At 48.6% G+C, this 21,394-nt stretch carries 21 protein-coding genes and 1 pseudogene; 2 read left to right on the forward strand and 20 right to left on the reverse strand.

Annotated features, from left to right (window positions below; translation table 11 throughout):
• The 9 genes from MGLY_RS17135 to MGLY_RS17170 form a co-directional block, all read right to left on the reverse strand.
• On the reverse strand, window positions 1-681 hold the full coding sequence (locus MGLY_RS17135) for a TorD/DmsD family molecular chaperone (RefSeq protein ID WP_170291162.1): 681 nt from the start codon (window positions 679-681) through the stop codon (window positions 1-3).
• 10 nt (window positions 682-691) lie between these two features.
• On the reverse strand, window positions 692-2,920 hold the full coding sequence (locus tag MGLY_RS17140) for a molybdopterin-dependent oxidoreductase (protein ID WP_211661965.1): 2,229 nt from the start codon (window positions 2,918-2,920) through the stop codon (window positions 692-694).
• 69 nt (window positions 2,921-2,989) lie between these two features.
• The gene (locus tag MGLY_RS18080; RefSeq protein ID WP_211661966.1) at window positions 2,990-3,739 is read right to left on the reverse strand and encodes a molybdopterin-binding domain-containing protein; all 750 of its coding nucleotides are present in this window, start codon (window positions 3,737-3,739) and stop codon (window positions 2,990-2,992) included.
• A gap of 375 nt (window positions 3,740-4,114) precedes the next feature.
• Window positions 4,115-4,885, reverse strand: a complete 771-nt coding sequence (locus MGLY_RS17145) for a fumarylacetoacetate hydrolase family protein (RefSeq protein WP_156275942.1) — start codon at window positions 4,883-4,885, stop codon at window positions 4,115-4,117.
• Window positions 4,886-4,918: 33 nt separating this feature from the next.
• Window positions 4,919-5,884, reverse strand: a complete 966-nt coding sequence (locus tag MGLY_RS17150) for a fumarylacetoacetate hydrolase family protein (RefSeq protein ID WP_156275944.1) — start codon at window positions 5,882-5,884, stop codon at window positions 4,919-4,921.
• 30 nt (window positions 5,885-5,914) lie between these two features.
• Entirely contained in the window at window positions 5,915-6,916 is a 1,002-nt protein-coding gene (locus MGLY_RS17155) for an isocitrate/isopropylmalate dehydrogenase family protein (protein WP_156275946.1), read from the reverse strand.
• A 14-nt stretch (window positions 6,917-6,930) separates the two neighbouring features.
• Complete coding sequence (locus tag MGLY_RS17160) at window positions 6,931-7,368, reverse strand: tripartite tricarboxylate transporter TctB family protein (protein ID WP_156275948.1); 438 nt, start codon at window positions 7,366-7,368, stop codon at window positions 6,931-6,933.
• Between the two features lie 61 nt (window positions 7,369-7,429).
• The gene (locus MGLY_RS17165) at window positions 7,430-8,449 is read right to left on the reverse strand and encodes a tripartite tricarboxylate transporter substrate binding protein (protein WP_156275950.1); all 1,020 of its coding nucleotides are present in this window, start codon (window positions 8,447-8,449) and stop codon (window positions 7,430-7,432) included.
• A 102-nt stretch (window positions 8,450-8,551) separates the two neighbouring features.
• Window positions 8,552-9,445, reverse strand: coding sequence for a tripartite tricarboxylate transporter permease (locus tag MGLY_RS17170; RefSeq protein WP_170291163.1), 894 nt, complete (start codon window positions 9,443-9,445; stop codon window positions 8,552-8,554).
• Window positions 9,446-9,716: 271 nt separating this feature from the next.
• Between MGLY_RS17170 and MGLY_RS17175 the strand changes: the two are divergent.
• Window positions 9,717-10,963 (forward strand): annotated as a pseudogene (locus MGLY_RS17175) (IS110 family RNA-guided transposase).
• Window positions 10,964-11,078: 115 nt separating this feature from the next.
• On the opposite strand, the gene MGLY_RS17180 reads toward MGLY_RS17175, so the two are convergent.
• The 5 genes from MGLY_RS17180 to nadA form a co-directional block, all read right to left on the reverse strand.
• Window positions 11,079-11,642, reverse strand: a complete 564-nt coding sequence (locus MGLY_RS17180) for a tripartite tricarboxylate transporter permease (protein ID WP_170291164.1) — start codon at window positions 11,640-11,642, stop codon at window positions 11,079-11,081.
• 37 nt (window positions 11,643-11,679) lie between these two features.
• On the reverse strand, window positions 11,680-12,657 hold the full coding sequence (locus MGLY_RS17185) for a GntR family transcriptional regulator (protein WP_156275956.1): 978 nt from the start codon (window positions 12,655-12,657) through the stop codon (window positions 11,680-11,682).
• 267 nt (window positions 12,658-12,924) lie between these two features.
• Window positions 12,925-13,758: a carboxylating nicotinate-nucleotide diphosphorylase gene (gene nadC, locus MGLY_RS17190; protein WP_156275958.1), complete on the reverse strand. Its 834-nt coding sequence runs from the start codon at window positions 13,756-13,758 to the stop codon at window positions 12,925-12,927.
• A 49-nt stretch (window positions 13,759-13,807) separates the two neighbouring features.
• Window positions 13,808-15,433 (reverse strand): L-aspartate oxidase, encoded by a 1,626-nt coding sequence (gene nadB / locus MGLY_RS17195; RefSeq protein ID WP_156275960.1) that lies wholly within the window; start codon window positions 15,431-15,433, stop codon window positions 13,808-13,810.
• Window positions 15,434-15,450: 17 nt separating this feature from the next.
• Window positions 15,451-16,353: a quinolinate synthase NadA gene (gene nadA / locus MGLY_RS17200; protein ID WP_156275962.1), complete on the reverse strand. Its 903-nt coding sequence runs from the start codon at window positions 16,351-16,353 to the stop codon at window positions 15,451-15,453.
• Window positions 16,354-16,508: 155 nt separating this feature from the next.
• Here nadA and MGLY_RS17205 point away from each other — a divergent pair, with 155 nt between their 5' ends.
• Complete coding sequence (locus MGLY_RS17205; protein WP_083476461.1) at window positions 16,509-16,718, forward strand: dodecin family protein; 210 nt, start codon at window positions 16,509-16,511, stop codon at window positions 16,716-16,718.
• Between the two features lie 38 nt (window positions 16,719-16,756).
• Here MGLY_RS17205 and hepT read toward each other — a convergent pair whose 3' ends face one another.
• The 6 genes from hepT to MGLY_RS17235 form a co-directional block, all read right to left on the reverse strand.
• Window positions 16,757-17,179 (reverse strand): type VII toxin-antitoxin system HepT family RNase toxin, encoded by a 423-nt coding sequence (gene hepT / locus MGLY_RS17210; protein ID WP_156275964.1) that lies wholly within the window; start codon window positions 17,177-17,179, stop codon window positions 16,757-16,759.
• Window positions 17,172-17,618 (reverse strand): type VII toxin-antitoxin system MntA family adenylyltransferase antitoxin, encoded by a 447-nt coding sequence (gene mntA / locus MGLY_RS17215; protein ID WP_156275966.1) that lies wholly within the window; start codon window positions 17,616-17,618, stop codon window positions 17,172-17,174. The genes hepT and mntA overlap by 8 nt, the downstream gene beginning before the upstream one ends.
• An 87-nt stretch (window positions 17,619-17,705) precedes the next feature.
• Window positions 17,706-18,101: a secondary thiamine-phosphate synthase enzyme YjbQ gene (locus MGLY_RS17220; protein ID WP_156275968.1), complete on the reverse strand. Its 396-nt coding sequence runs from the start codon at window positions 18,099-18,101 to the stop codon at window positions 17,706-17,708.
• Between the two features lie 115 nt (window positions 18,102-18,216).
• Window positions 18,217-18,897: a helix-turn-helix transcriptional regulator gene (locus MGLY_RS17225; protein WP_156275970.1), complete on the reverse strand. Its 681-nt coding sequence runs from the start codon at window positions 18,895-18,897 to the stop codon at window positions 18,217-18,219.
• A 147-nt stretch (window positions 18,898-19,044) separates the two neighbouring features.
• A complete protein-coding gene (locus MGLY_RS17230; protein WP_156275972.1) occupies window positions 19,045-20,100 on the reverse strand; it encodes an Ldh family oxidoreductase in 1,056 nt (351 codons plus the stop codon).
• Between the two features lie 16 nt (window positions 20,101-20,116).
• Entirely contained in the window at window positions 20,117-21,394 is a 1,278-nt protein-coding gene (locus tag MGLY_RS17235) for a TRAP transporter large permease (protein ID WP_156275974.1), read from the reverse strand.

Raw genomic sequence — 21,394 nt, forward strand, 5'->3', positions numbered from 1 at the left:
TTAACTCTGAAAATTATTTTGATAGTCAGCATCTACCCAGGCTGAACTTATTTTAGCGATTTCCCCAAAGAAGCCCCCGGCTGTCTGGCAGGCTAATAAAGCATAGTCATTGATCCACCTGCCCAGATGCTGTTCTAAAAAACGCTGCTGCCATTGCCGCCATTGCAACCCTTGCTGGAGACGGTTTGTTTTATAGGCCTCCAATTCGGCAAAACTTAAGTAGGCCATGAATGCCAGTTCAAAACCCAGGTAGTCCGCAATTGGGATTTCTTGTAAGGGTTTAAATATGTCCAGCTTCCAAGGATCAAAGCGGGATACTTGATAACAATCCCTTACATGTAATGTTAGCGGTCCATTCAAAGGTCCAAAACGTATTCTATTGCCGTTTAATTCCCTCTCTACGATGGCAGATTCAAAGGGAGGTACATACTTAGCGGATACATTCACAAAAAAGCGGTCATAAAACTCTTGTTTTATTTCCCCCATATCGATATTCACGGTGACAGTTAAACCTTCAGGGATGTACAGGTCATCTTGCAGCAGTTTAACCATTTTTGCCAGTTCTTCTATATAGATGGCGGTTGGTTCTTGTAAATAGCCCCTGGCCAGCAATTCGTATGTACGCGCCCGGATTTCAGTTGTTGCCGCAACCTCAACATCTAAGTCCTGGTAAAACGGCATCGTCTCACCTCTAAACCCTGACAATTTTATAACGCCCACCATTGCGGGCCGGTACCCCTGTTGCCAGATCACTCAGGCCGAACACTTTTTGTAAAGACTTATCCAGTGGTGAAACTTTGCCTGCCATAATACCGCCGCCCCGGGAGGCATCGCCGGCAACTTTCTTCTCGCCAACTTGATAACCCCTGGCACCATAGGCCCAGTGGCCATAACCGAAGTAAACGTTAACGGTTCCCCGGGCTATCCCAGGCCGTACCAGCAACTCACCTGTAACTTCACCGCCAGTTGCTGCCACCAGTTTTACTTTAGTACCTGTTTTCAGGCCCAGGACCCCTGCATCCAGGGAATTAATTTCGATATAATTGGTACTGCTCAAGTCCGTTACTACCGGTGCGTTGGCAATTAAAGAGATTGAGCGCAGTTTTGCTTTGCAATTTACCAATTTAAAAGGCCATTCATCTGGATTAAATGCTTCATCGACAGGTTTACCATCAGCAAAAACTTCCGGCTGCCAGCAAGCAGTACCTGCGAAAAATTCCCCCGTCATGGAATTACGACTGGTAGCCACCGTCTCATTGTAGATGGTAATTACCCCAGTATAGGCATCTTTTTGCCTTTCACCTTTCCAGTCTGAATCGTAAGGAGCAAACCTGCCGCCCCGGGCCATAACATAAGCCGCCCTGGGCCACTCTTCATTTTTGATTGCCCCGGCAACATTGAAAAATACTTTACCAAATTCCTGTAGTTTATATTCTTCAGGACTTATTTCAGGAACCGGGTTTTCATCATAAGCCACATTGACAACCGCTTTTAAGAAATAATCCTCAGGGTTATTAAGGGGATAACTGTTACCTGTAACATCTTTGATGGCGTCGTCGCCAAAACCGGGCAGGCCTATTTTTTTAGCTACATCAATGATGTAAGTCTCAAAACACGGATACCTGCCTGGACCGATCTCCTGCATAGGAGGCCGGACTACCGGCCAGCGTATAGAAGTGGCCTTAATCCCTGTATAGCCATAGATTGAAAGCAACCCCCAGCTTTCGTACTGAGTAGTATCAGGAAGGACATAATCAGCAACTGCGGCCACCTCCCCCATAAAAGGATCGATGGCAATAATCAAGGGGATGCGCTCAGGATTCTTAAATTCATTTATTATTTCTTCCCTGGCGGCACCTGGGGTGGCGAAGAAGAGATTGGCCATCCAGCTAACTAATATTTTTGCTTTATAGGGATACTCGTTAATAATGGAGTAGACAGCCTGATTATCCATACTGCTATTTAAAGGATACCAGGGCAATTTGGAGGGATAAGGGTTTTCGCCTTTTTTAACCTTCTCCTGGTACTCGGTGGTATACTCATATGGAAAATCACGGCTTAACCTCACACCGGAACGCCTTGGTGCATCGCTGATAGTATTTAGATCATAGCGTGGCCCCCGGCCAAAAGCAGCGTACCCTTGAGGGTCTTTGATCATGCCTCCACGTAAATTCCAGGAACCCATCAAAGCCGACAGCAAATATAGGGCCATGCCGGTATAAAACCCATTGGCCGCCGCGAGATTGCCCATCCCATCCACGCCTACTTTATACCCATGGCTGGTATATTCCCGGGCCAGTTCCTCTATTTTCTCCTTAGGAACGCCACAGATGCGGGCATAATCTTCCATAGAATACCTGTAAGCATTTTCTTTAAGAATATTCAGGGCCGTGGTGACTTTAATGCTCTGGCCATCATTATTTTGAATTACCCCGGAAAAGAAAAGTTCACCTGCTTCCACTCCGGTATTTTTGGCTGGTTGTCCCGTAACCCTGTCAATGACTATGTATTCATCGCCGTCATTGGTCCACCCCAGGTCTTCCGGGCGCAGTAGTTTACGATAATTAGGGTGCCCCGGATCGATGATTACCAGGTAAGTGCTGTTGGTATAGCTATAATAACCTTCTTTTTGCGCCGCAGCCATATTGGGTATGGCCAGGTATTTATAATCCAGACTATTGTTGGCAAACATCCAGCAGATCATGGCCATGATCAAAGCGCCGTCAGTAGTAGGCTTAATGGGCACCCATTCCGCCTTTTCTCCCGGCCCTACCGCACCGCCAGACATCACCGGGTCGACCACCGCAAATTTTAATTTCCCCTTAACTTTTGCAGCTGTTGTTCTCCTAGCGATAAGCTGCATCGGCCTGCCGCTAAACCCCGGAGAAGCTCCTATAAATAAGACAAATTCGCTGTTCAAAACATCGGGCTTGAAAAACGCCCCGCTATTGTTTGCTACTGCCTTCCAGGCAGGACTTTTGGCCCCGCCTCAGGTAGAACCATGGGTAAAATAGTTGATAGAGCCAAAAGCCCTCATAAATCTTGAGGCGAAGACCATCCTACCATCATCCCTGCCGCCAAAAAACACCAGCTGGTTAACTTTAGGGCCCAGTTCCGGCCGGTTGGGATCAATCAGGGTATTAAAATCCCTGACATGCCTCAAGCCTTCAATTTCCTGATTCTCGCCGATTTCGCTAAATAACTTCCCTCCTTCAATAGTTTCGTTAACAGCCTCTTCCCAGGTAATTGGTTGCCATTTACCTTCACCCCTTTTGCCGGCCCTTTTGAGTGGTACTAACAAACGCATGGGATCTTGATGGGCCTGAAGAGTCGCTAATCCTCTAGCACATAAAGTGGCCCTCGCGGTATTACCTTTTCCCTGATAATTGCTGAAGGCCAGATATGCTTCGGTAAGGGGAGCTTCGTATGGCAGATGTGGTTCACTATTAAGGGGATTATAAGGGTTGCCAAATACCTGTAAAATCTCACCCGTGCTGGCATCAATTTTCACTCTATTTCCGCAACAACTATAACACCCCAGGCACGCACTGTGACGCATAATTATACCTGCTGCCGGCATAACCTGGCCGTTCTTGGTGTTTATTAAAGCTTCCGGCTTCTGGCCGCTCTGTTTTTGCGGCAGTTCCGGGAAGGGCTCGGGCCTTCCAGCTGCACGAGCAGCCTGCTCCAGCCCTAATCCTCCTGCCCCGGTAATTCCCGCCGCTAATAATAATTTCAAAAACTCGCGCCGTCGCAATCGGACTTACACCTCACCAACTATAATTCATATTTTGAACAATCTTGCTGACTTGGTACTGATTATTAGGGGGCTCCGTTTTTTATACTTAAAATTTTCTATGGTATTTTTAACCACATAATAGACATCTTTAATTACACATCTAGTTTATGCTTGTAGTTACTAAAGATAATACATCCATATACCCCTAGATGGTAGTTATTTCTTTCACTATCCATGGTTAATTATAGCAATAACGTAACAGGAAGTCAATGATGAAAAGATAGCTATCGAAGGGATTTTGCAGTAGAATTCATATAAATAAAAAGACGAGAAGGTAATATACCTCAGGTTAGCAACCTTCCCGCCTTTTTATCATTACGGCGCAGCAACCTTATTAACCAGGCTCCCTATATTTTCCACCCTGATCTCAATGGTATCGCCTACCTCCATGGGGCCTACTCCTTCCGGAGTACCGGTCATGATTATATCTCCGGGTAAAAGGGTCATCACCTGGGAGATAAAACTCACCAGGAAGGGCACAGAAAAGATCAGCTGGGAGGTGCGGCCGTCCTGCTTCAGTTCGCCGTTTAAAAAAGACTGGACGCGGAAGTCAGAGACGTCTATCCCCCGCACAATATAAGGCCCAAGGGGTAAAAAAGTATCGAAGCTTTTGGCCCTGGTCCACTGGCCGTCTTTCTGCTGCAGGTCCCGGGCCGTAACGTCATTCCCAACGGTATAACCGAAGATATACTCCCCAGCTTCTTCTTCCTTAACATTATGGGCCTCCCGGCCGATGACCACTACCAGCTCCGCTTCGTAATCAAGGCGTTTGACCATGGGCCAGTAAATTATATTTTCATTAGGGCCAATAACGCTTGTCGGCGGTTTAATAAAGATAACCGGTTCTCCCGGCACCTCCATAGTCAATTCGGCAGCATGGCGCCGGTAGTTCAAACCCACGCAAACGGCCTTGCTGGGCTGGCAGGGTGACAGCAGCCTGACTTCGTTTAAATTATATTGCTGTCCATTTTCCCGGTACGCCCCAAAAATATCGCCTTCCAGGGCGATAATCATGTCCCCTTCTAAGCGACCATAGAAGACTCCTTCACCCACAGTAAAGCGGACAAATTTCTCGACTTTTTCCATATATGTTGCCTCCTCTAAGCTTTAAACCTTATTTTAAAAAGAAATATCTTCTTCGGCTACAATTTTGTTGCTTAAGCGTCCAAGGCCAGTAATTTCAATAGTGCAAATATCCCCTACTTGCATATAGGTTGGAGGTTTACGATCTTTTGCCAGTCCACCCGGCGTGCCAGTGGCTACAATATCTCCCGGTTGCAACGTAAAGATCCGGGAGAGGAAAGATACCAGGGTAGGTACATCATAAATAAGTTCTCGTGTATTGGAATCCTGCAGTAAACGCCCGTTGACCCAAAGTTTAACATCTAGGTTGCCCGGGTCAGGTATTTCATCCCTGGAAACAAGGTAGGGGCCACAGGGGGCAAAATTATCAAAGGTTTTACCCCTGACTACCTGTTTGTCCAGGGCCGTTAAGTCACTGGCGCTGACATCGTTAAAGATCATATAGCCAGCTACATAATCAAAAGCCTTTTCAACAGGTACGTTGCGGCCTTTTTTGCCGATGACGAAAGCCAGCTCTGCTTCGTAGCCCAGGCACTGGGTCATTCTCGGGTAGATGATCGGGTCATCCGGCCCGCAAAGGGCATTTTTGTATTTGGCAAAGATCCGCGGCTCAGGGGGGATCGGCAGGCCTGTCTCCCGGATAAAATCATGATAATTATGGCTCAGGCACACTATGCGCATGGGGTTCTGCACCGGTGCCCCCAGTTTAACTTCGCTGCGCTGGAAGATCAGGCGTTTACCAGAAGAGCTTAGATCCTCCAAACTAAAATCCTGGACCTCATCAAGGGCAGCCCGGGCAGCTTCCCAGGAGCGGCCACCGCCACTTAAAAATTCAACGCTATCGGGAGGAACAAGGGCCTGGGCCAGTTCTTTAGCGCGTTGTACTCCCTTACGGGTCAGATGGGTTTCATAGGCGTAGTTCAGATCTACTACCCGTTCCTCATTGGTCACGGCCCCTAAGCGGTAATCCCGCTCACCAAATTGATACATTACTAGCTTCATTACATATTTCCTCCTTATGAATAAAAATAATTAATTTAGCGCTGCAATGATAGCCGCGGTCATCTCTGCCGTCGTGGCCCTTCCGCCCAGGTCCCCGGTAAGAACCTTACCTTCCCTGAGGACCTTTGCGACGGCCATTTCAATAGCCCTTGCTGCTTGAGTTTCGCCTAAGTAATTAAGCATCATTGAGGCTGTAAGAATTTCCCCCAGCGGGTTGGCTATACCGCGGCCGGCTATATCAGGAGCAGTGCCATGAACAGCCTCGAAAAGGGCTACCTCCGGACCAAAATTACCGCCAAAGCCCAAACCCAAACTACCTGCCACCCCGGCAGCCAGGTCAGCAAGAATATCGCCGTAAACATTAGGAGCTAAGATAACATCATAATCCAGTGGAGCTTTAACAAGCTGAAAACACATATTATCGATCATCCGGTCGTTAAATTCTAGTTCAGGAAACTCCGCCGCCACCCGTCGCGCACTCTCCAGGAAAAGACCATCGGTAAGCTTAAGGATGTTAGCCTTGTGAGCCACTGTAACTTTGCGCCTGCCCATCCGGCGGGCATAGTCCATGGTAAAGCGGGCAACTTGCTCCGAAGTAGCCCTGGTAACAAATTTGAGGGCTACAGCCGCATCAGGGCCGACTTTCTGCTCTGCTCCTGCAAAAGTATCCTCTGTTGCTTCACGGACAACGATTATATCCACCCCTTTATAGGGAGAAGGAACGCCGTCAAAATAGCGGGCCCGCCGCACCTGGGCAAAAAGTCCCAGTTTACTGCGCAAGGTTACGTTAGGACTTGCCCACCCCCTGGCAACCAGATTGGTTAGCGGTCCCTTAATGGCTACTTTGTTGCGCTTAATTGAAGCAATGGTATCTTCCGGTACTGCCTCACCCACCATTTCTACTGCCATTTCTCCGGCCAGCATTTCTTCCCACTCGATGGCTATCCCTGTCGCCTCAACCACTTGGCGTGCTGCCGGAATCACTTCCCGACCAATGCCGTCACCAGTAATCAACGTTACCCGATGAGCCATAATTTTACCTCCCCTTACGGTAATGGAACCTTTAAGACCTGGCCAAATAAATAATAGGTAGCTAGAGAATAACCTGCTGCTGCGCTAATTAAAACCCACCAGTTGCGTACACCCCCCAGAAGCATTAAGGCTATAAGAAAGAAAGTAGTAGTTAAGAGATAACTGGTCGCATCAAAAAGCAGGATATAAATAATACTAAAAGCCAAGGTTCCAATAATGTACAAAAGCATTTTGCCTGCTTCTTTTTTATTTTCTTTTTTTATTTCCCCCTTTCGCCAGGACAATATTAATTGAGCAACGGCAAAAGCAAAAAGCAGGACACTGACAAGGCGGGGATAGAAAGCAGGCCCGGGATCAACGGGATTTATTTCTTGTTTAAAGGTTGCCAGGGAATAAAAAATTATCGCCAGTATAGCCATTCCCGCGCTAATACCCATTTCGCCATAACGCATTTTGATACCACCTGCCTTATCCAGGCCGGCAGCCAGTCAAGCTGCCGGCCTTTAGCAACTTTTACTTTTCCTTAACTTTTTGCAGTAACTGGCCAATTAGTTCATAGTCCTTGCGAGCGTAAGCTGCAAAGTCATCGGGACCCATAAAACCATCAGGCTGCTTATTTTTGGCCATGTACTCTTTAAAACCGGGTTCAGCCACTGCTTTCTTTATAGCATCAACTATTTTGGCTTTAACATCGGAAGGTAACCCTTTTTTTGCTATAAAACCACGGTATTGGGTCATGGTAATATCGTAGCCTAACTCCTTAAGTGTAGGCACTTCCTTCATGTGTTCCATACGCTGGTCACCGCTTATGGCCAGAACCTTTATCTGACCTGCTTCGACATATTGATTTACCGTGGCTGGAGCCGTACTGATTACCTGAACGTTGTTGCCTAACAGGTTAGTTACCGATTCCGATCCTCCTCCAAACGGAACCCATGTTATCTCGATACCGGCTTGTTCCGCTAACTGCAAAATCATTAAATGTAAAGCCGAACCTGTTCCCTGGCCGCCTATTTTAAGCTTGCCAGGATTTTTCTTGGCAAAATCAATTACATCATGCATTGTTTTAAATGAACTATTCGCTTTAACTGCTATGGCGTAAGGCTCTTTCTGGACGTTGGCTATGAACTCAAAATCGTCAATAGAGAAATCCTTTTTGAGTTCCGATTGTAATGCTGCTATCTGGGAAGCTGTAACTGAAGCTATAGTATAACCGTCTGCAGGTTCAGCTTTCAGAGCAGCAAACATCACTCCACCCCCGCCGCCTGGCTTATTAACAACAACCATGGGTTGACCCAGATATTTTTCGGCATAACGTGCCACTTCCCGGGCCATAACGTCGGCGGGAGAACCCGCGGTGGAAGAGTTAAGTACGGTTATAGGTTTGTTGGGGAAGGTAGAGGCAATTTTTCCAGTTTCTTTGGATGCTTCTTTAGGCGCCTCGGCAGGTTTGGAACCAGATGAACAACCTGCCAGTAAACTTGCAGCCAGTACCAAAGAAACAGTCAATCCCAGCCATCGCTTTTTTAACATGTTCTATTCCCTCCTCTAGTTTTTTAACCACGCTTTATCTTATTTTTTACTTAATTTCATAATTTATTTCATGTCCCCCACCTCCCCTTTAATTGGCAAGCTTTAACGGCCTGCTTTCTTCATTCCGCGAAAGAATTGATAGCCTATTGAGATGACTGAAATCAATAAGATTATTGACGCTATAGGCCTGCTTATAAATATAGCTAAACTTCCATCAGAAATAATTAAAGCCCGACGAAAGGAGGTTTCGATCATCTCCCCCAGGACGACTGCGAGAACTACGGGAGCAACAGGAAAATCATACTTCCGCATGATATACCCTATAATTCCAAACAGTAACGCTAACCACACGGTAAAAAGGTTGTTTGATTCCGCATAAGCAGCAAAAATAACCATGGCTAAAACTATGGGAGTTAAAATATTTTTCGGAACGGTTACTACTTTTGCCCAAAGTTGCGTACCCATTAAACCCATAGCTAACATCACAATATTGCCTACAAGCAAACTGGCAAATAAGCCATAAACCAGATCAGGTTCTTTGACAAAGAGCAATGGTCCGGGCTGTAATCCCTGAATTGTAAAAGCGCCTATTAAAATAGCTGCTGCTGCCGAACCTGGTATACCTAAAGCCAGGAGGGGAACTAAAGCTCCACTGACAACAGCATTATTGGCCGCTTCCGGGGCGGCAACTCCTTCCAAAATGCCGGTACCAAACAGTTCTGGATGTTTAGAAGCCCGTTTTTCTTCGCTATAAGCGATGAAAGAAGCAACAGCTTTCCCAGCCCCGGGAACTATACCAATTAAAAAACCTATAACTGTTCCCCTCAACATAGCCATATGGGTACTTAAATATTCTTTGATAGTAGGCAGAGCTCCGGAAATTTTTTGATAGGTAACGCTTCCCTCACCTATTTCTTCCATGGTCATCAATACTTCAGAAATAGCGAACAGGCCAATTAAAACTGGTATCAGGGGAATACCCTCAAATAAATTCATACTAACCGGCCATGTCTGGAAGGCACAACCAATCATGAAAATAGAAAGAAGTGATTACAAACATCTGATTTTCTGCTACATTGGACTTATCAGGGACAAAGGTTGAGTACATTTTGATGGTATAACCTCGAGTACTAACCTAACCTGATTGCCTTTGAGCACAGCCAATTGTCGCCCCTTGTTCTTAAGGACTTGGGAACAGCACGGGTGTTAAACTTCTTACTTTCTCGGGCAATCATCCCTGAAATCCAATGAAGCAGGAGGAGTTCTTATGCAAGACATCTTGGAAACCTGCTGTGGTTTGGACGTCCATAAAGATACCGTGGTTGCCTGCCTATTAAAAGGCAATATTGGCGAGGAACCGACAAAAACCATCCGCACCTTTTCCACCCTTCTGCCCGGGCTTGATGAACTGAAAGCCTGGCTGGAAGCAGAGAACTGCCGCCATGTGGCCATGGAAAGCACCGGGGTTTATTGGCAGCCTGTATATAACGTCCTGGAAGAAGCCTTTGACGGCAGTATGGTTTTGATTGTTGCCAACGCCCGGCACATGAAAAACGTTCCCGGTAAAAAGACTGACATGAAGGACGCTGAATGGATAGCTACCCTTTTACGCGCCGGATTGTTGGAAGGAAGTTTTATCCCCTCCAAACCTATCCGGGAACTCCGTAATCTAACCCGGTACCGCAAAAGTATTATCGAAGAGATTGCGTCGCAAAAGAACCGCATCGAAAAGCACTTACAAAGCTGCGGTTTCAAGCTCTCCACCTTCCTCACCGATATCTTCGGGGTATCGGGCCGGGCGATTATGGATCACCTTTGCCGTCACGGGAAGATATCCGCCCGGGAAGTAGAGACTTTGGTAAAGGGTCGTGCCAAGAGTAAGCTTCAGGAAATCAAGCAGGCTGTCAATGGCAAAATGGATGTTCACCAAAGGGAGTTCCTCAAGCTTTTGCTGGGCTGGCTGGATCAGCACTACGAGCATCTTCGATTGGTAGAGCAAAAGCTGGAGGAAAAACTTAATCAATACCAAAGACAACTGGAACAACTGGACGGCATCCCGGGGATTGACAAAACCGCTGCCGCCGCTATTCTGGCGGAAATTGGCATCGATATGAGCCGCTTTAAAACTGCGGAACATATCTGTTCCTGGGCGGGCTTAAGCCCCGGCAATAATGAAAGTGCAGGAAAAAAAAGTCCACTCGCACCACCCACGGTAACACCTATCTAAAGCGAATTCTTTGCGAAGTTGCCTGGTCCATCACCCGGGTACGCGACAGCTATTTATCGTCCTGGTACTGGAAGGTCAAGCAACGCCGCGGGGCCAAGAAAGCCCTTATCGCTTTAGCCAGAAAGCTCCTGGTAATCATTTACAACTTACTAAAAAACGGTACAGACTACGACGAGACTGCATTTGAGAAAGCCAAACAAAAGCAAGAAAGGTTTCGGATCAAGAAAATTATTGCTGAGGCCCGGAAGCTGGGACTCGAGGTAAGGGAAGTCGCCCAGGTCGTTTAACACTATACCCTCAAAAAGGATTAACCTGGCTGATGCAAGTTCATGCATCTGCTAGCTTATTATTGCCTTTTTACGCCCTGCCTGGTAGGGTTATTTACTTGATGAAGATCATTTGTTAGGTTATTTTCGTGTTAAAAATATACCTGCTGGTCCCACTGACGGGGTCTATACCTATGGTGGTAATCAAAAGGCCAAAGAATACCGCAATAAAACCTTTAATCCAGGACTTCCCCCCCAAGCTAGCCACCATAGTAAGACCAAAAATACCCAGGGCAAAATATTCCGGAGGCCCAAAACTCAGAGCTATTCTAGCTAAAGGGATGGAAATTAATATCAGAGCTATTGTACTGGTGATTCCCGCATAGGCAGAAGCCACAATAGATACTCCTAGGGCCTTGGCAGGTAATCCTTTTTTAGTTAGCTGGTAACCATCGAACGTCGTCGGTGTAGAACCGGCTTCTCCAGGGACGTTAATAGTTACGGCTGTAATCGACCCACCGTACTCGGCCGCGCCATAGAGGGCTGTTAAGAGCACCAGGCTGGTCAAAGGAGGTAAATTGAAAGTAAAGGGTAAAAGAAGGGCTATTGCCATACCCGCACTCAAGCCAGGCAAAGCCCCGACCAGATAACCTATAATTGAGCCCGCTATAATTGCAACAATATTCTGCCACTGTGTCAACAGGCTAAAGCCTGTGATTAAATTGGCCAGCACCCTTTCACGCCTCCTTTATCGCATGTTCATTTGCTGCAAGCATGTTTTTCAACATATTTAAGCTGGCCCGGTCAAGAACATTTTCATAGATTAAAACCTTTTGTTCCGGTTTAAGCAGAGTTTCCACACTTTTGTAAGCAGCGCGGGAAATAATTAAATATTCGGCTTGCCTGATATAATTTTCATATTCAGGATCATCAAGGCCACAGGAAACGAGTTTTTCAAAGTTAATACCAGCATCAATGATTGATTGAGCAACTTCTAAAGCACCATGCCTGCGTACCATAACAACTGTTATTTTGGCCTTGGTCGGCCACCTGGAAACTGAGAGCATAAGGTCCATGTAGGGTCCGGCAGTTACCCCGACAATATCTACCGTTTGGTTGTGTAATAACTTTTTAACTTCATGCAAATGGGTAAAGGTGGTCACCACTAATGCAGCGCCTGCAATTACTCCTTGAACAGCAGGATTCCCTTCCCTGAGTTCCTCTAAAAGGTAGGGAATAACCTTTATGTTCACCTCCTTCTCGATATCGTTTTTGTAAGATTCCAGTACCGGTTGATTGCACTCGACAAAAACAAGGTAACGCCCGCTGGGCGGAAGGGGGGCAGCATCATGAGTATTACCGACAAGAGAAATGGCGGCAATCAAATCATCAGGTGAGTAACCCATTTCCCGGGCTTGTCGGACAGTATGGCGCGCCAAGTCCATTAGAGCTTCACTGGGTTGTGTAATTTGACTTGACCGGGTCTTAACAAAAATACCCGCGCCCTGTCTAATCTCAACCAGGCCATCTCGGGCCAGCATTTTAAGGGCATTATTAATCGTCTGGCGGTTAACATGTAAAAATTGGGCCAGTTGCCTGCTGCTGGGCAGCCTGGTGCCCGGGGCAAACTGTCCTGACAAGATTAAATAGCGAAGCTGTTGTTCGATCTGGAGGAAAAGGGGGATCTCGCTATCCCTGTTAACAACTAATTTCATGTTTGCTTTCCTCTGACATAGTGGTTTGCTGGTATATTGGTTTATTCTTGTGTACCAGTATACCACCAATATATTCTTCTGTCAAGATGGAATTCAAATAAATTGTGCCTATATTTTGTAACTAAAATCCATAACGCTTGTACTGCAACTAGTTTTCTGTAAAATCAATAGCCTGGTGATATGTTCTTCCCTGCATACCACCAGGCCTTTAAATATCATCAAAGAGATTAGTCGGGAATAATTATACTCTACTATAACTACTATACTCTAGCATAATTCCAAACTCACGTCCAGGGCAGCGACGCTATGGGTCAGGGCGCCAACGGAAATATAGTCGACGCCGGTAGCCGCTACTTTCGCTACCCGGTCCAGAGTTATGCCGCCGGAAGCCTCTACTAAGGCCCGGCCGCCAATCACTTCTACGGCCCGGCGCATCTCCGGGAGAGACATGTTGTCCAGCATAATCAGCTCCATCCCAGCGGCCAGGGCCTCTTCGACCTGGGCCAGGTTTTCAACTTCCACTTCAATTTTCGTCGTCAGGGGAATGGCCCGGCGGATCCTGGCCACCGCCGCGGTAATACTCCCGGCCGCTTTAATATGGTTATCCTTGAGCAGGACGGCATCCCCCAGGTCCAGGCGGTGGTTGACCCCGCCCCCCATGCGGACAGCGTATTTATCCAGGAGGCGCAGGCCGGGAACGGTCTTGCGGGTATCGCAAATTTTAGCTTTATAGGGCTTAACTTGCTCTACATAACGGGCCGTCAGGGTAGCGATGCCCGACAGGCGCTGGAGAAAATTTAAAGCCACCCTTTCAGCCCCCAGGATGGCCACCAGAGACCCCTCTACCCTGGCTACCCTTTGCCCGGCGGGAACCTGGCTACCATCGGTTACCAGGGGTGTAAAGGTACAGCCCGGGGGTATCATCTGGAAGGCCAGCCCGGCTACCGGCAGGCCGGCAATAATCCCCTCCTGGCGGGCGATGATTTCCCCCCGGCCGCGGTCGGCAGGGGTAAAAAGGGCGCTGCTGGTCAGGTCTCCCGCGCCCAGGTCTTCTTCCAGGGCTCTTTTGACTATTTCTGTAACTGCGAGCAAATTGAGCATATTAGAATCGCCTCCGGGGATAGGTGGAAAGTGATAATTGAGTTGCGCTTCAATTGCCAGGAAATTGTTGGAGCGGGACTTCCATAGCTTCCTTCTCCCTGGCCAGCACCAGCCGCTTGCGGTAGGCGGGATCGGTTTCCGGGAAGTCCTCGCGGTAATGAGCGCCCCGGCTTTCCCGGCGCCAGGTGGCGGCAGTAATAATTAAATGGGCCACAGTCAGCATATTGCGGATCTCTGCCGCTAGGCGGTCCCGGGCTGGATAACCCAGTAACGGCCACCAAGATTCCAGGGTGCTGGCAGCCTCTTGTAAGCCCTCCCCATTGCGAATTAAACCTACCCGCTGCTGCATAATTTTCTGGACGGCCAGCCAGTTGCCGGTATCCTCCCGGCCGCCCTCTTTTAGCGTGTTGTATTTTAGCCGTGGACAAGGGGATGGCTTGAGTTCCTGGTTTAAAAGTTCGGCGGCAATCCGCCCGCCAAAAACCAGGCCTTCTAGCAGGGAATTGCTGGCCAGGCGGTTGGCGCCGTGGACCCCGGTACAGGCCACTTCGCCGCCGGCATAAAGGCCGGTAATATTAGTCCGCCCGTTTAAGTCCGTCCGCACCCCGCCCATAAAGTAATGGGCCGCCGGTGCCACGGGCAACCATTCCTTTAGCGGGTCTAATCCCAACTCCCGGCAGGTGGAGGTGATGGTGGGAAAACGGCTTTCCACCAGTTCGCCCTCGAGGTGGGTCAGGTCCAAATAAACGTGGCCGGACCCGTGCCGGGCCATCTCGCTGGCTACCGACCGGGAGACGACATCCCGGGGGGCTAGCTCCCCCAAGGGGTGGTAGGCAGGCATAAACCTTTCGCCGGCTTGATTGCGTAAAATCGCCCCTTCGCCCCGGACGGCCTCAGAAATCAAGAAACCGGGTGCGCCGGGGTGCACCAGCACGGTAGGGTGAAACTGGTAGAACTCTACGTCCATGACCTCAGCCCCGGCGCGGTAGGCCATGGCCACGCCGTCGCCGGTAGCTACTGCCGGGTTGGTCGTAACGGGGTAAAGTCGCCCGGCGCCGCCGCAGGCCAGGACCACGGCACCGGCCATGACGGCTTTAATGTCCCCTTCCCCGGTTAACACCAGGGCGCCACAGCAACGGCCTTCAACAACCAGCAGGTCCAGGGCCATGGTCCCCGGCCACAGCTGAATGTTTCTGGCTCCTGCCGCTCTGGCAGCCAGGCCCTGCCAGATGATAGCCCCGGTGGCGTCGCCGCCGGCGTGGAGGATGCGCCGCCGGCTATGGGCTCCTTCCTTACCCAGGGCTACCTTATCGCCTTCACGATCGAAGGGTATACCCCATTCAATCAGCTCCTGCACTCGTCCAGGCCCTTCTGTTACCAGCACCCTGGCGGCAGCAGGGTCCCCCAGGCCGGCAGCCGCTGTTAAAGTATCTTCCAGGTGTAATGCGGCAGAATCTTCCTCATCAATGGCAGCGGCAATTCCCCCTTGCGCCAGGTCGGTAGCACATGCCGCCGGGTTATCTTTAGTTACCAGGACCACCCGAAAGCGTCCGGCTATCTTTAAAGCTGTATAAAGGCCGGCAATGCCGCTGCCGATAACCAAAATATCGGTCTCTTCCCGGGGTAAACCAGTAAGATTAAAATTGACGAGATAACGGGGAACTTCCCAGCCCATACAGTTACCAGCCTCGCCTATCTTATTGCCAGCATCCGCTCCAGGGCGCGGTAGGCCCGGCTGCGGGTGGTTTCCGGCACCTGGACTACCGGCTGCATCTCCCGTAAGCAGCGGGCTATCTTCTCCAGGGTGGTAAGCTTCATATTGGGGCAAACCAGCCCCGGGGACAAGAGATAAAATTTTTTCTCCGGATTATCTAGCTGTAGGCGGTGGAGAATGCCCATCTCCGTACCGATCAGAAACTCTTTCGCCCTGCTTTCCCGGGCATACTTGAGAATAGCTCCAGTACTACCCACAAAGTCGGCCGCCCGGGTGACTTCCGGCCGGCACTCGGGATGGACCAGGACTTCGGCCTCCGGGTGGGCCGCCCTGGCCCTTTCTAGCTCTTCGAGGGTCACCCGGTAATGGGTAAGGCAGCCGCCATCCCAGGGGATTATCTCTTTGTCGGTAAACCGGGCGACAAAACTGGCGAGATTCCGGTCCGGGACAAAAAGTATTCTCCGCTGGGGCAAGGACTGAACGACCGCCACGGCATTGCTGGAGGTACAGCAAATATCGCTTTCGCCCTTAACATCGGCTGCAGTATTCACGTAACAGACTACTGCGGCATCCGGATATCTGGCTTTAGTCTCCCGCAGGGCCTCGACATCAATGCTATCAGCCAGGGGACAGCCGGCCTGGCTATCCGGCAGGAGGATTATTTTTTCTGGTGCCAGAATGCTGGCACTTTCCGCCATAAAGCGTACCCCGGCTAAAACTACCACCTTTGCCCTGGTAGTGGCAGCATAACGGCTGAGGGCCAGAGAATCGCCCACAAAATCAGCTATATCCTGGACGGCATCCTGCTGGTAATTATGGGCCAGGATTACCGCCTGGCGTTCTTTTTTTAGTTTTTCTATTTCTTGCACCAGTTCCGACATGGGTTCTCCCCTCTTTTGTCTTATCAGCTGTCTTGTCATTTAAGATTATTATAAATCCCGTTTATTACCCCGTCAAGAAAGGGATTATTGTACCTGGCCGGGGAATAATAAAACTAACAGTAAATGATTTAAATTATAAGGAGGGAGGTTTTCCTTTGCACGTTAAAGTAGTAGAACTGGTGGGCGAATCGCCCCATAACTGGAAGGATGCTGTCCAGCAGGCAGTGGCTGAAGCCAGCCGGGAGGTAAAAAACATCTCTGGCGTCGAGGTTTATAACCTGACTGCCAATGTTAGAGACGGCAAACTAACCGAATTCAAAGCCAATGTGAAAATCGCTTATGCCGATCACAGCGCCGATCTATAAACATGGAAGCCCCGGGAATCGCCGGGGCTTTATATCAGCTAAAAACTCCAACCCAGGTACTTAACAATATAGCGGGCATACTGACGAAAATCATCAAGGTGGTGGTTCATGATATCGGCCACTTTTTCCATATCTACCTTGCCATATTCATGGACCAGAATTTTTCTAAATCCTGACATACCGGAAATATCCCGGGCGAATTTTTTAGGTAAAACCCCTAGTTCGGCAAGTTCACCAAAAATATTGCTGTATTCATCTACAATAATTCCTTCTTCAGCCAGGATATGCGTACCTATATCCAGTACAACCTGGATGCTGAGTTGCAAACCATGTTCTACGATCCAGGCTAGTTCCATATTTTTTCCCAGGTCAGGAGCCTTAACATGTTTATACTTCTCAAGTTGAGCTAGATAACTTTCCAACTGTTGCAATTTTCGATTGATAACGGCCGCATCAACCATCCCTTGCACCCCCAAAGCGTCCTTCGGCCAATCTCTTACGTAGGTACTGCTCCTGAATCTTCTGCACGGGCCGGAAATCAAGATAATCCCGCATGGTTTTTTCGTGGAAAGTTATCCGAACCCGGGTATCGCGGCATAATAGGAGTTTTCCATCCCGCAGGACACGAAAACGCAGGGGTAAAGGTGCTTCATTAAGGATAACAAAATCCAGCAGTTCCCGCAGCTCCTGCCTCATGGCAACAAGCAACTCACTTTTATAACCATAGTGACCCACCGGCGGTAAACGGAGTTCATCCAGAAAAACGGCCACGTCTACATCACTCAGTTTATTCGCCGTTCCCCGGGCGTGGGAACCAAAGAGATAAGCAAACATAATTTCTTTTCTCGTTATCAGGGCCTCCCGCAAGCGTTCTTCCAGCGAAAGGGAAGTATTCTCCATTTAGCTCACCGCTTCGTTCCTACTATTATCTTGCGTTACAGGTATATTATACCATCGGCCTTCCGAAATGTCGAGCAGTCTTTATCGCTATCCCTGCCATACCTTGATATGCACCTTGCGCCGGCGGGGACCGTCGAATTCGCAGAAATAAATGCCCTGCCAGGTACCGAGCACCAGGTTGCCGTTATGGACAATCACCGTCTTGCTGCTGCCCATGAGGGAGGTTTTGATGTGAGCCGGCGAGTTGCCTTCGCCGTGGCGGTATCCTCCCACTGGAACTATCCTGGCCAGAGCTGCCAGGATATCGGCCGCCACATCCGGGTCGGCATTTTCATTGATGGTCACCCCGGCCGTCGTGTGGGGTACGTAGACCATGCAGAGGCCTTCCTTTACACCCGCCTCCTGTACTGCTCTAGCTGCCAGGTGGGTAATATCAACCATGGCCTCTTTACTTGGCGTCTGGAGATCAAAGGTAAAAAGCATCCTGTCCTTCCTCCTGAAAATTGCTGCCGGAAACCATGCCGTCTTTTTCTTAAGGGCCTGATCCCCAGCCCGCACCCCCATCGCCACTATCCAGGTCAACCCTGGTTTTGTTGCCCTATAGCACGGCCCGCCGGTTACCTTTAAGGGCCCGGGCTTCCTCCAGGTAATTATAAATGGTATACTTGGAAACTGCCAGGGCCTGGGCGACCACATCCACCGCCCCCTTGACCAGGAAAATACCCCGGTCATCGAGCATTTCCACGGCCTTGACCTTTTCTTCCTTGGTCATGACCGGTACCGGTTTGCCCAGTTCCTGCAGGACGTTTTCCACTACGTTGTCAACCACTTCGTTAATGTCCCGGGCAAACTGCTCCTGGGTACGTTCAAAACCTGCTTCCGCCAGGTCCTTTAGCTGGCAGAAGTCTTCTAAAATATTTTTAGCCAGCTGGAACTCAGTAAGATCAAAGTTAATACAGAGGCAACCAATGATCTTGCCGCTGTTATCACGGATAAAAATGGTTGATGATTTCAATACCTTACCGTCCTTAGTCCGGTTAAGATAGCCGATTAAATCCTTGGTGGCGTCGCCGTAACGTTGCAGGGCTTCCAGCACCAGGTTGGTAACCGGGGCGCCGATTTCTCTATTAGTCACCGATCCGGCTTTGAAAATAAGGGAACTGGACGGCTCGCTGAGATCATGCAGAACAACTTCACAATTTTTACCAAAAGTTGCTGCTATACCCCTGGCTACAGGTTTCATGGCCTCCAGGGCCGGGTGAATTTGGTCGCTTGCCATGGTTACCCCCCTTGTTAACCTTTATGCTTAGTATTATACAAAAAAATACCTTATTTGTTGAGATGTTTAAGGAATAATTACTTGATGACTGCCAATAAGAAGAGCAATATTAGTTAAAAAAAAGCGGCTGACTCGCCATACCAGCCGTTATATAATACCGTACTCCTGGCCTAAGTGCTTCAACCCTTCTAAAGTTGTATCCTCCAGGTATACACCTTCTTTAAGGTGTTTTTCCCTCTCCCTAGCTCCTCTTTCTCCAGGAAGGAGTATTTTTTTAAAGCCAATAGCCAGGGGGGAATTTTTTATCATCCGAACAAACTCCTCTAAGCGCTCGTAAAATTCATCCAGGAGCATGAACTTAGTTATATCCAGTGCCATGACTAAATGCCCTGTATCCAAGGGCTTACTGAAGTCTGGTGGGACTAAAGAACCGACCTTTGTGGCAAAAGCAGCGCCGGTTAATACGCCCGCCAGAATATCTACCATTACTGCGAGACCGTATCCCTTATGTTCTGACATGGGCAGTACAGCACCGCGTAAAGCTTCAATAGGGTCCGTAGTAGGTTCGCCATGATCGTTTATCGCCCAGTCTCGCGGAATAGGTTTCCCCTCACGTGCCGCCAAAATAATGTTACCGCGGGCCGTCTTACTTAACGAGAGATCAAGTACTAACGGTTCTTCATCCTTGCGGGGTACGGCAATAGCAAACGGGTTGTTGCCCAGGATGGGCTTATAACCTCCCCAGGGTGCCATTACGGGTGAGGTATTCGTAAAAACTATACCGATCATGTGGTGGTAAGTTGCCTGTACAGCAATAACTCCTAGCGCTCCCAGATGGTTGCTATGCCTTACTCCAACTATGCCCACACCATAATCTTTAGCTTTAGTTATGGCTAGATTTAAAGCATGCCGGCCTACTACAGGCCCAAAGCCATTATCCCCATCAACCACAGCAACGGCACCTGCATCATTCAGTACTTTAACTTTTGCCGCCGGGTTCAATACTCCCTGCTTAACACGCTCCAGGTACATACCGAGCCGGGCGACACCGTGGGTATGGACACCGCGGAGATCGGCTTCGATTAAGGCCTCCACAAGTATCTGGGCATCTTTTCCTGGCACTCCCGCCTTTTCAACAATAGCCCGACAATAAAAATCTAAATACTGAGCCATCACCGGATTACTTAAGAACTCCCTAGCCACTAATATAACCACCCTCTTAATGCATTCCTAGCAAATTCGGGATTAACATTACGACACCAGGCATGTACGTCAAAATCAAAGCCCCTAAAATCATAATGAGTAAAAACGGCATGATGGCAGGTGTTAGTTTTTCAACAGAAACGTTGCTTAACCGGCTTGCCACAAATAGCGATAGGGCAACTGGCGGGGTTATCTGTCCAAGGCCTAATACCATTGTCATAACGACACCGTAAAAAACAGGATCAACTCCTAACTTTGTAATAACCGGCAAAAGAATCGGTGCCAGGATTAAAATAGCAGGTCCTTGGTTCATAAACAGTCCTGTAACTAAATAAATGATGTTTAATAACAGCAAGACAATAAACGCATTAGATGAGAAGGTCAATATCTGTTCAGTCAAAGCTTGAGGTATATTCTGGTTAGTCATAAACCAGCCAAAAATCGTAGCAGCTCCAGCGACTAACATAATAGTTGCGGTACTTTCGGCAACATCATAGGCAACTTTAATCAACCTTTTCAGGTCAAGCTCACGGTAAACAAACGCGCCTACAAATAAAGCATATACGGTCGCGACTACTCCAGCTTCTGTTGGAGTAAACACCCCGCCATAAATACCTCCCAGGATGATAACAGGAACTAAAAGGGCCCAAAAGGACTCTTTCAACGCTTGTAATAGTTCATTAAGGTCCGCTCGCTTCTCTGAACGATAACCTATCTTTTTAGCTATCAGGTAAGCAGCTACCATTAGAAGTAGCCCGAGAATAACCCCTGGCATAATTCCGCCCATGAAAAGTGTAGCTACCGAAACATTAGCCGTAACGCCATATAAAACCAGCGGGATGCTCGGCGGAATCAATATACCCAGAATTCCAGCAGCTGCAGCTAAGGCAGCAGAATATTTGACATCATACCCTCTTTTCGTCATCTCAGGTATAGTAACAGAACCTATGGCAGCTGTAGTAGCCGGGGCAGACCCTGAAAGAGCACCGAAAAACATACAGGCAAGTACTGTTACCAGAGCCAGACCGCCTGAAATATGACCGACTAATGCCGAAGCAAATCTAACCAGGCGTTTGGCCATTCCTCCATGTTGCATAACTGCCCCAGCCAAGATAAAGAAAGGAATGGCCAGTAAAGGATAACTATCCAGGCTGGTAAACATTTTTTGAGTAACTACCATCAAGGGAATGTCAGCCAGATAAAGACCCGCAATAACTCCAACAATCAGAGCTATAGCTATAGGAAGACCTATAATCAACCCTACAGCAAACGTAACAAGTAATGCTTCTACCAT

The sequence above is a fragment of the Moorella glycerini genome, assembly GCF_009735625.1.
Classification (GTDB): domain Bacteria; phylum Bacillota; class DSM-521; order Neomoorellales; family Neomoorellaceae; genus Neomoorella; species Neomoorella glycerini.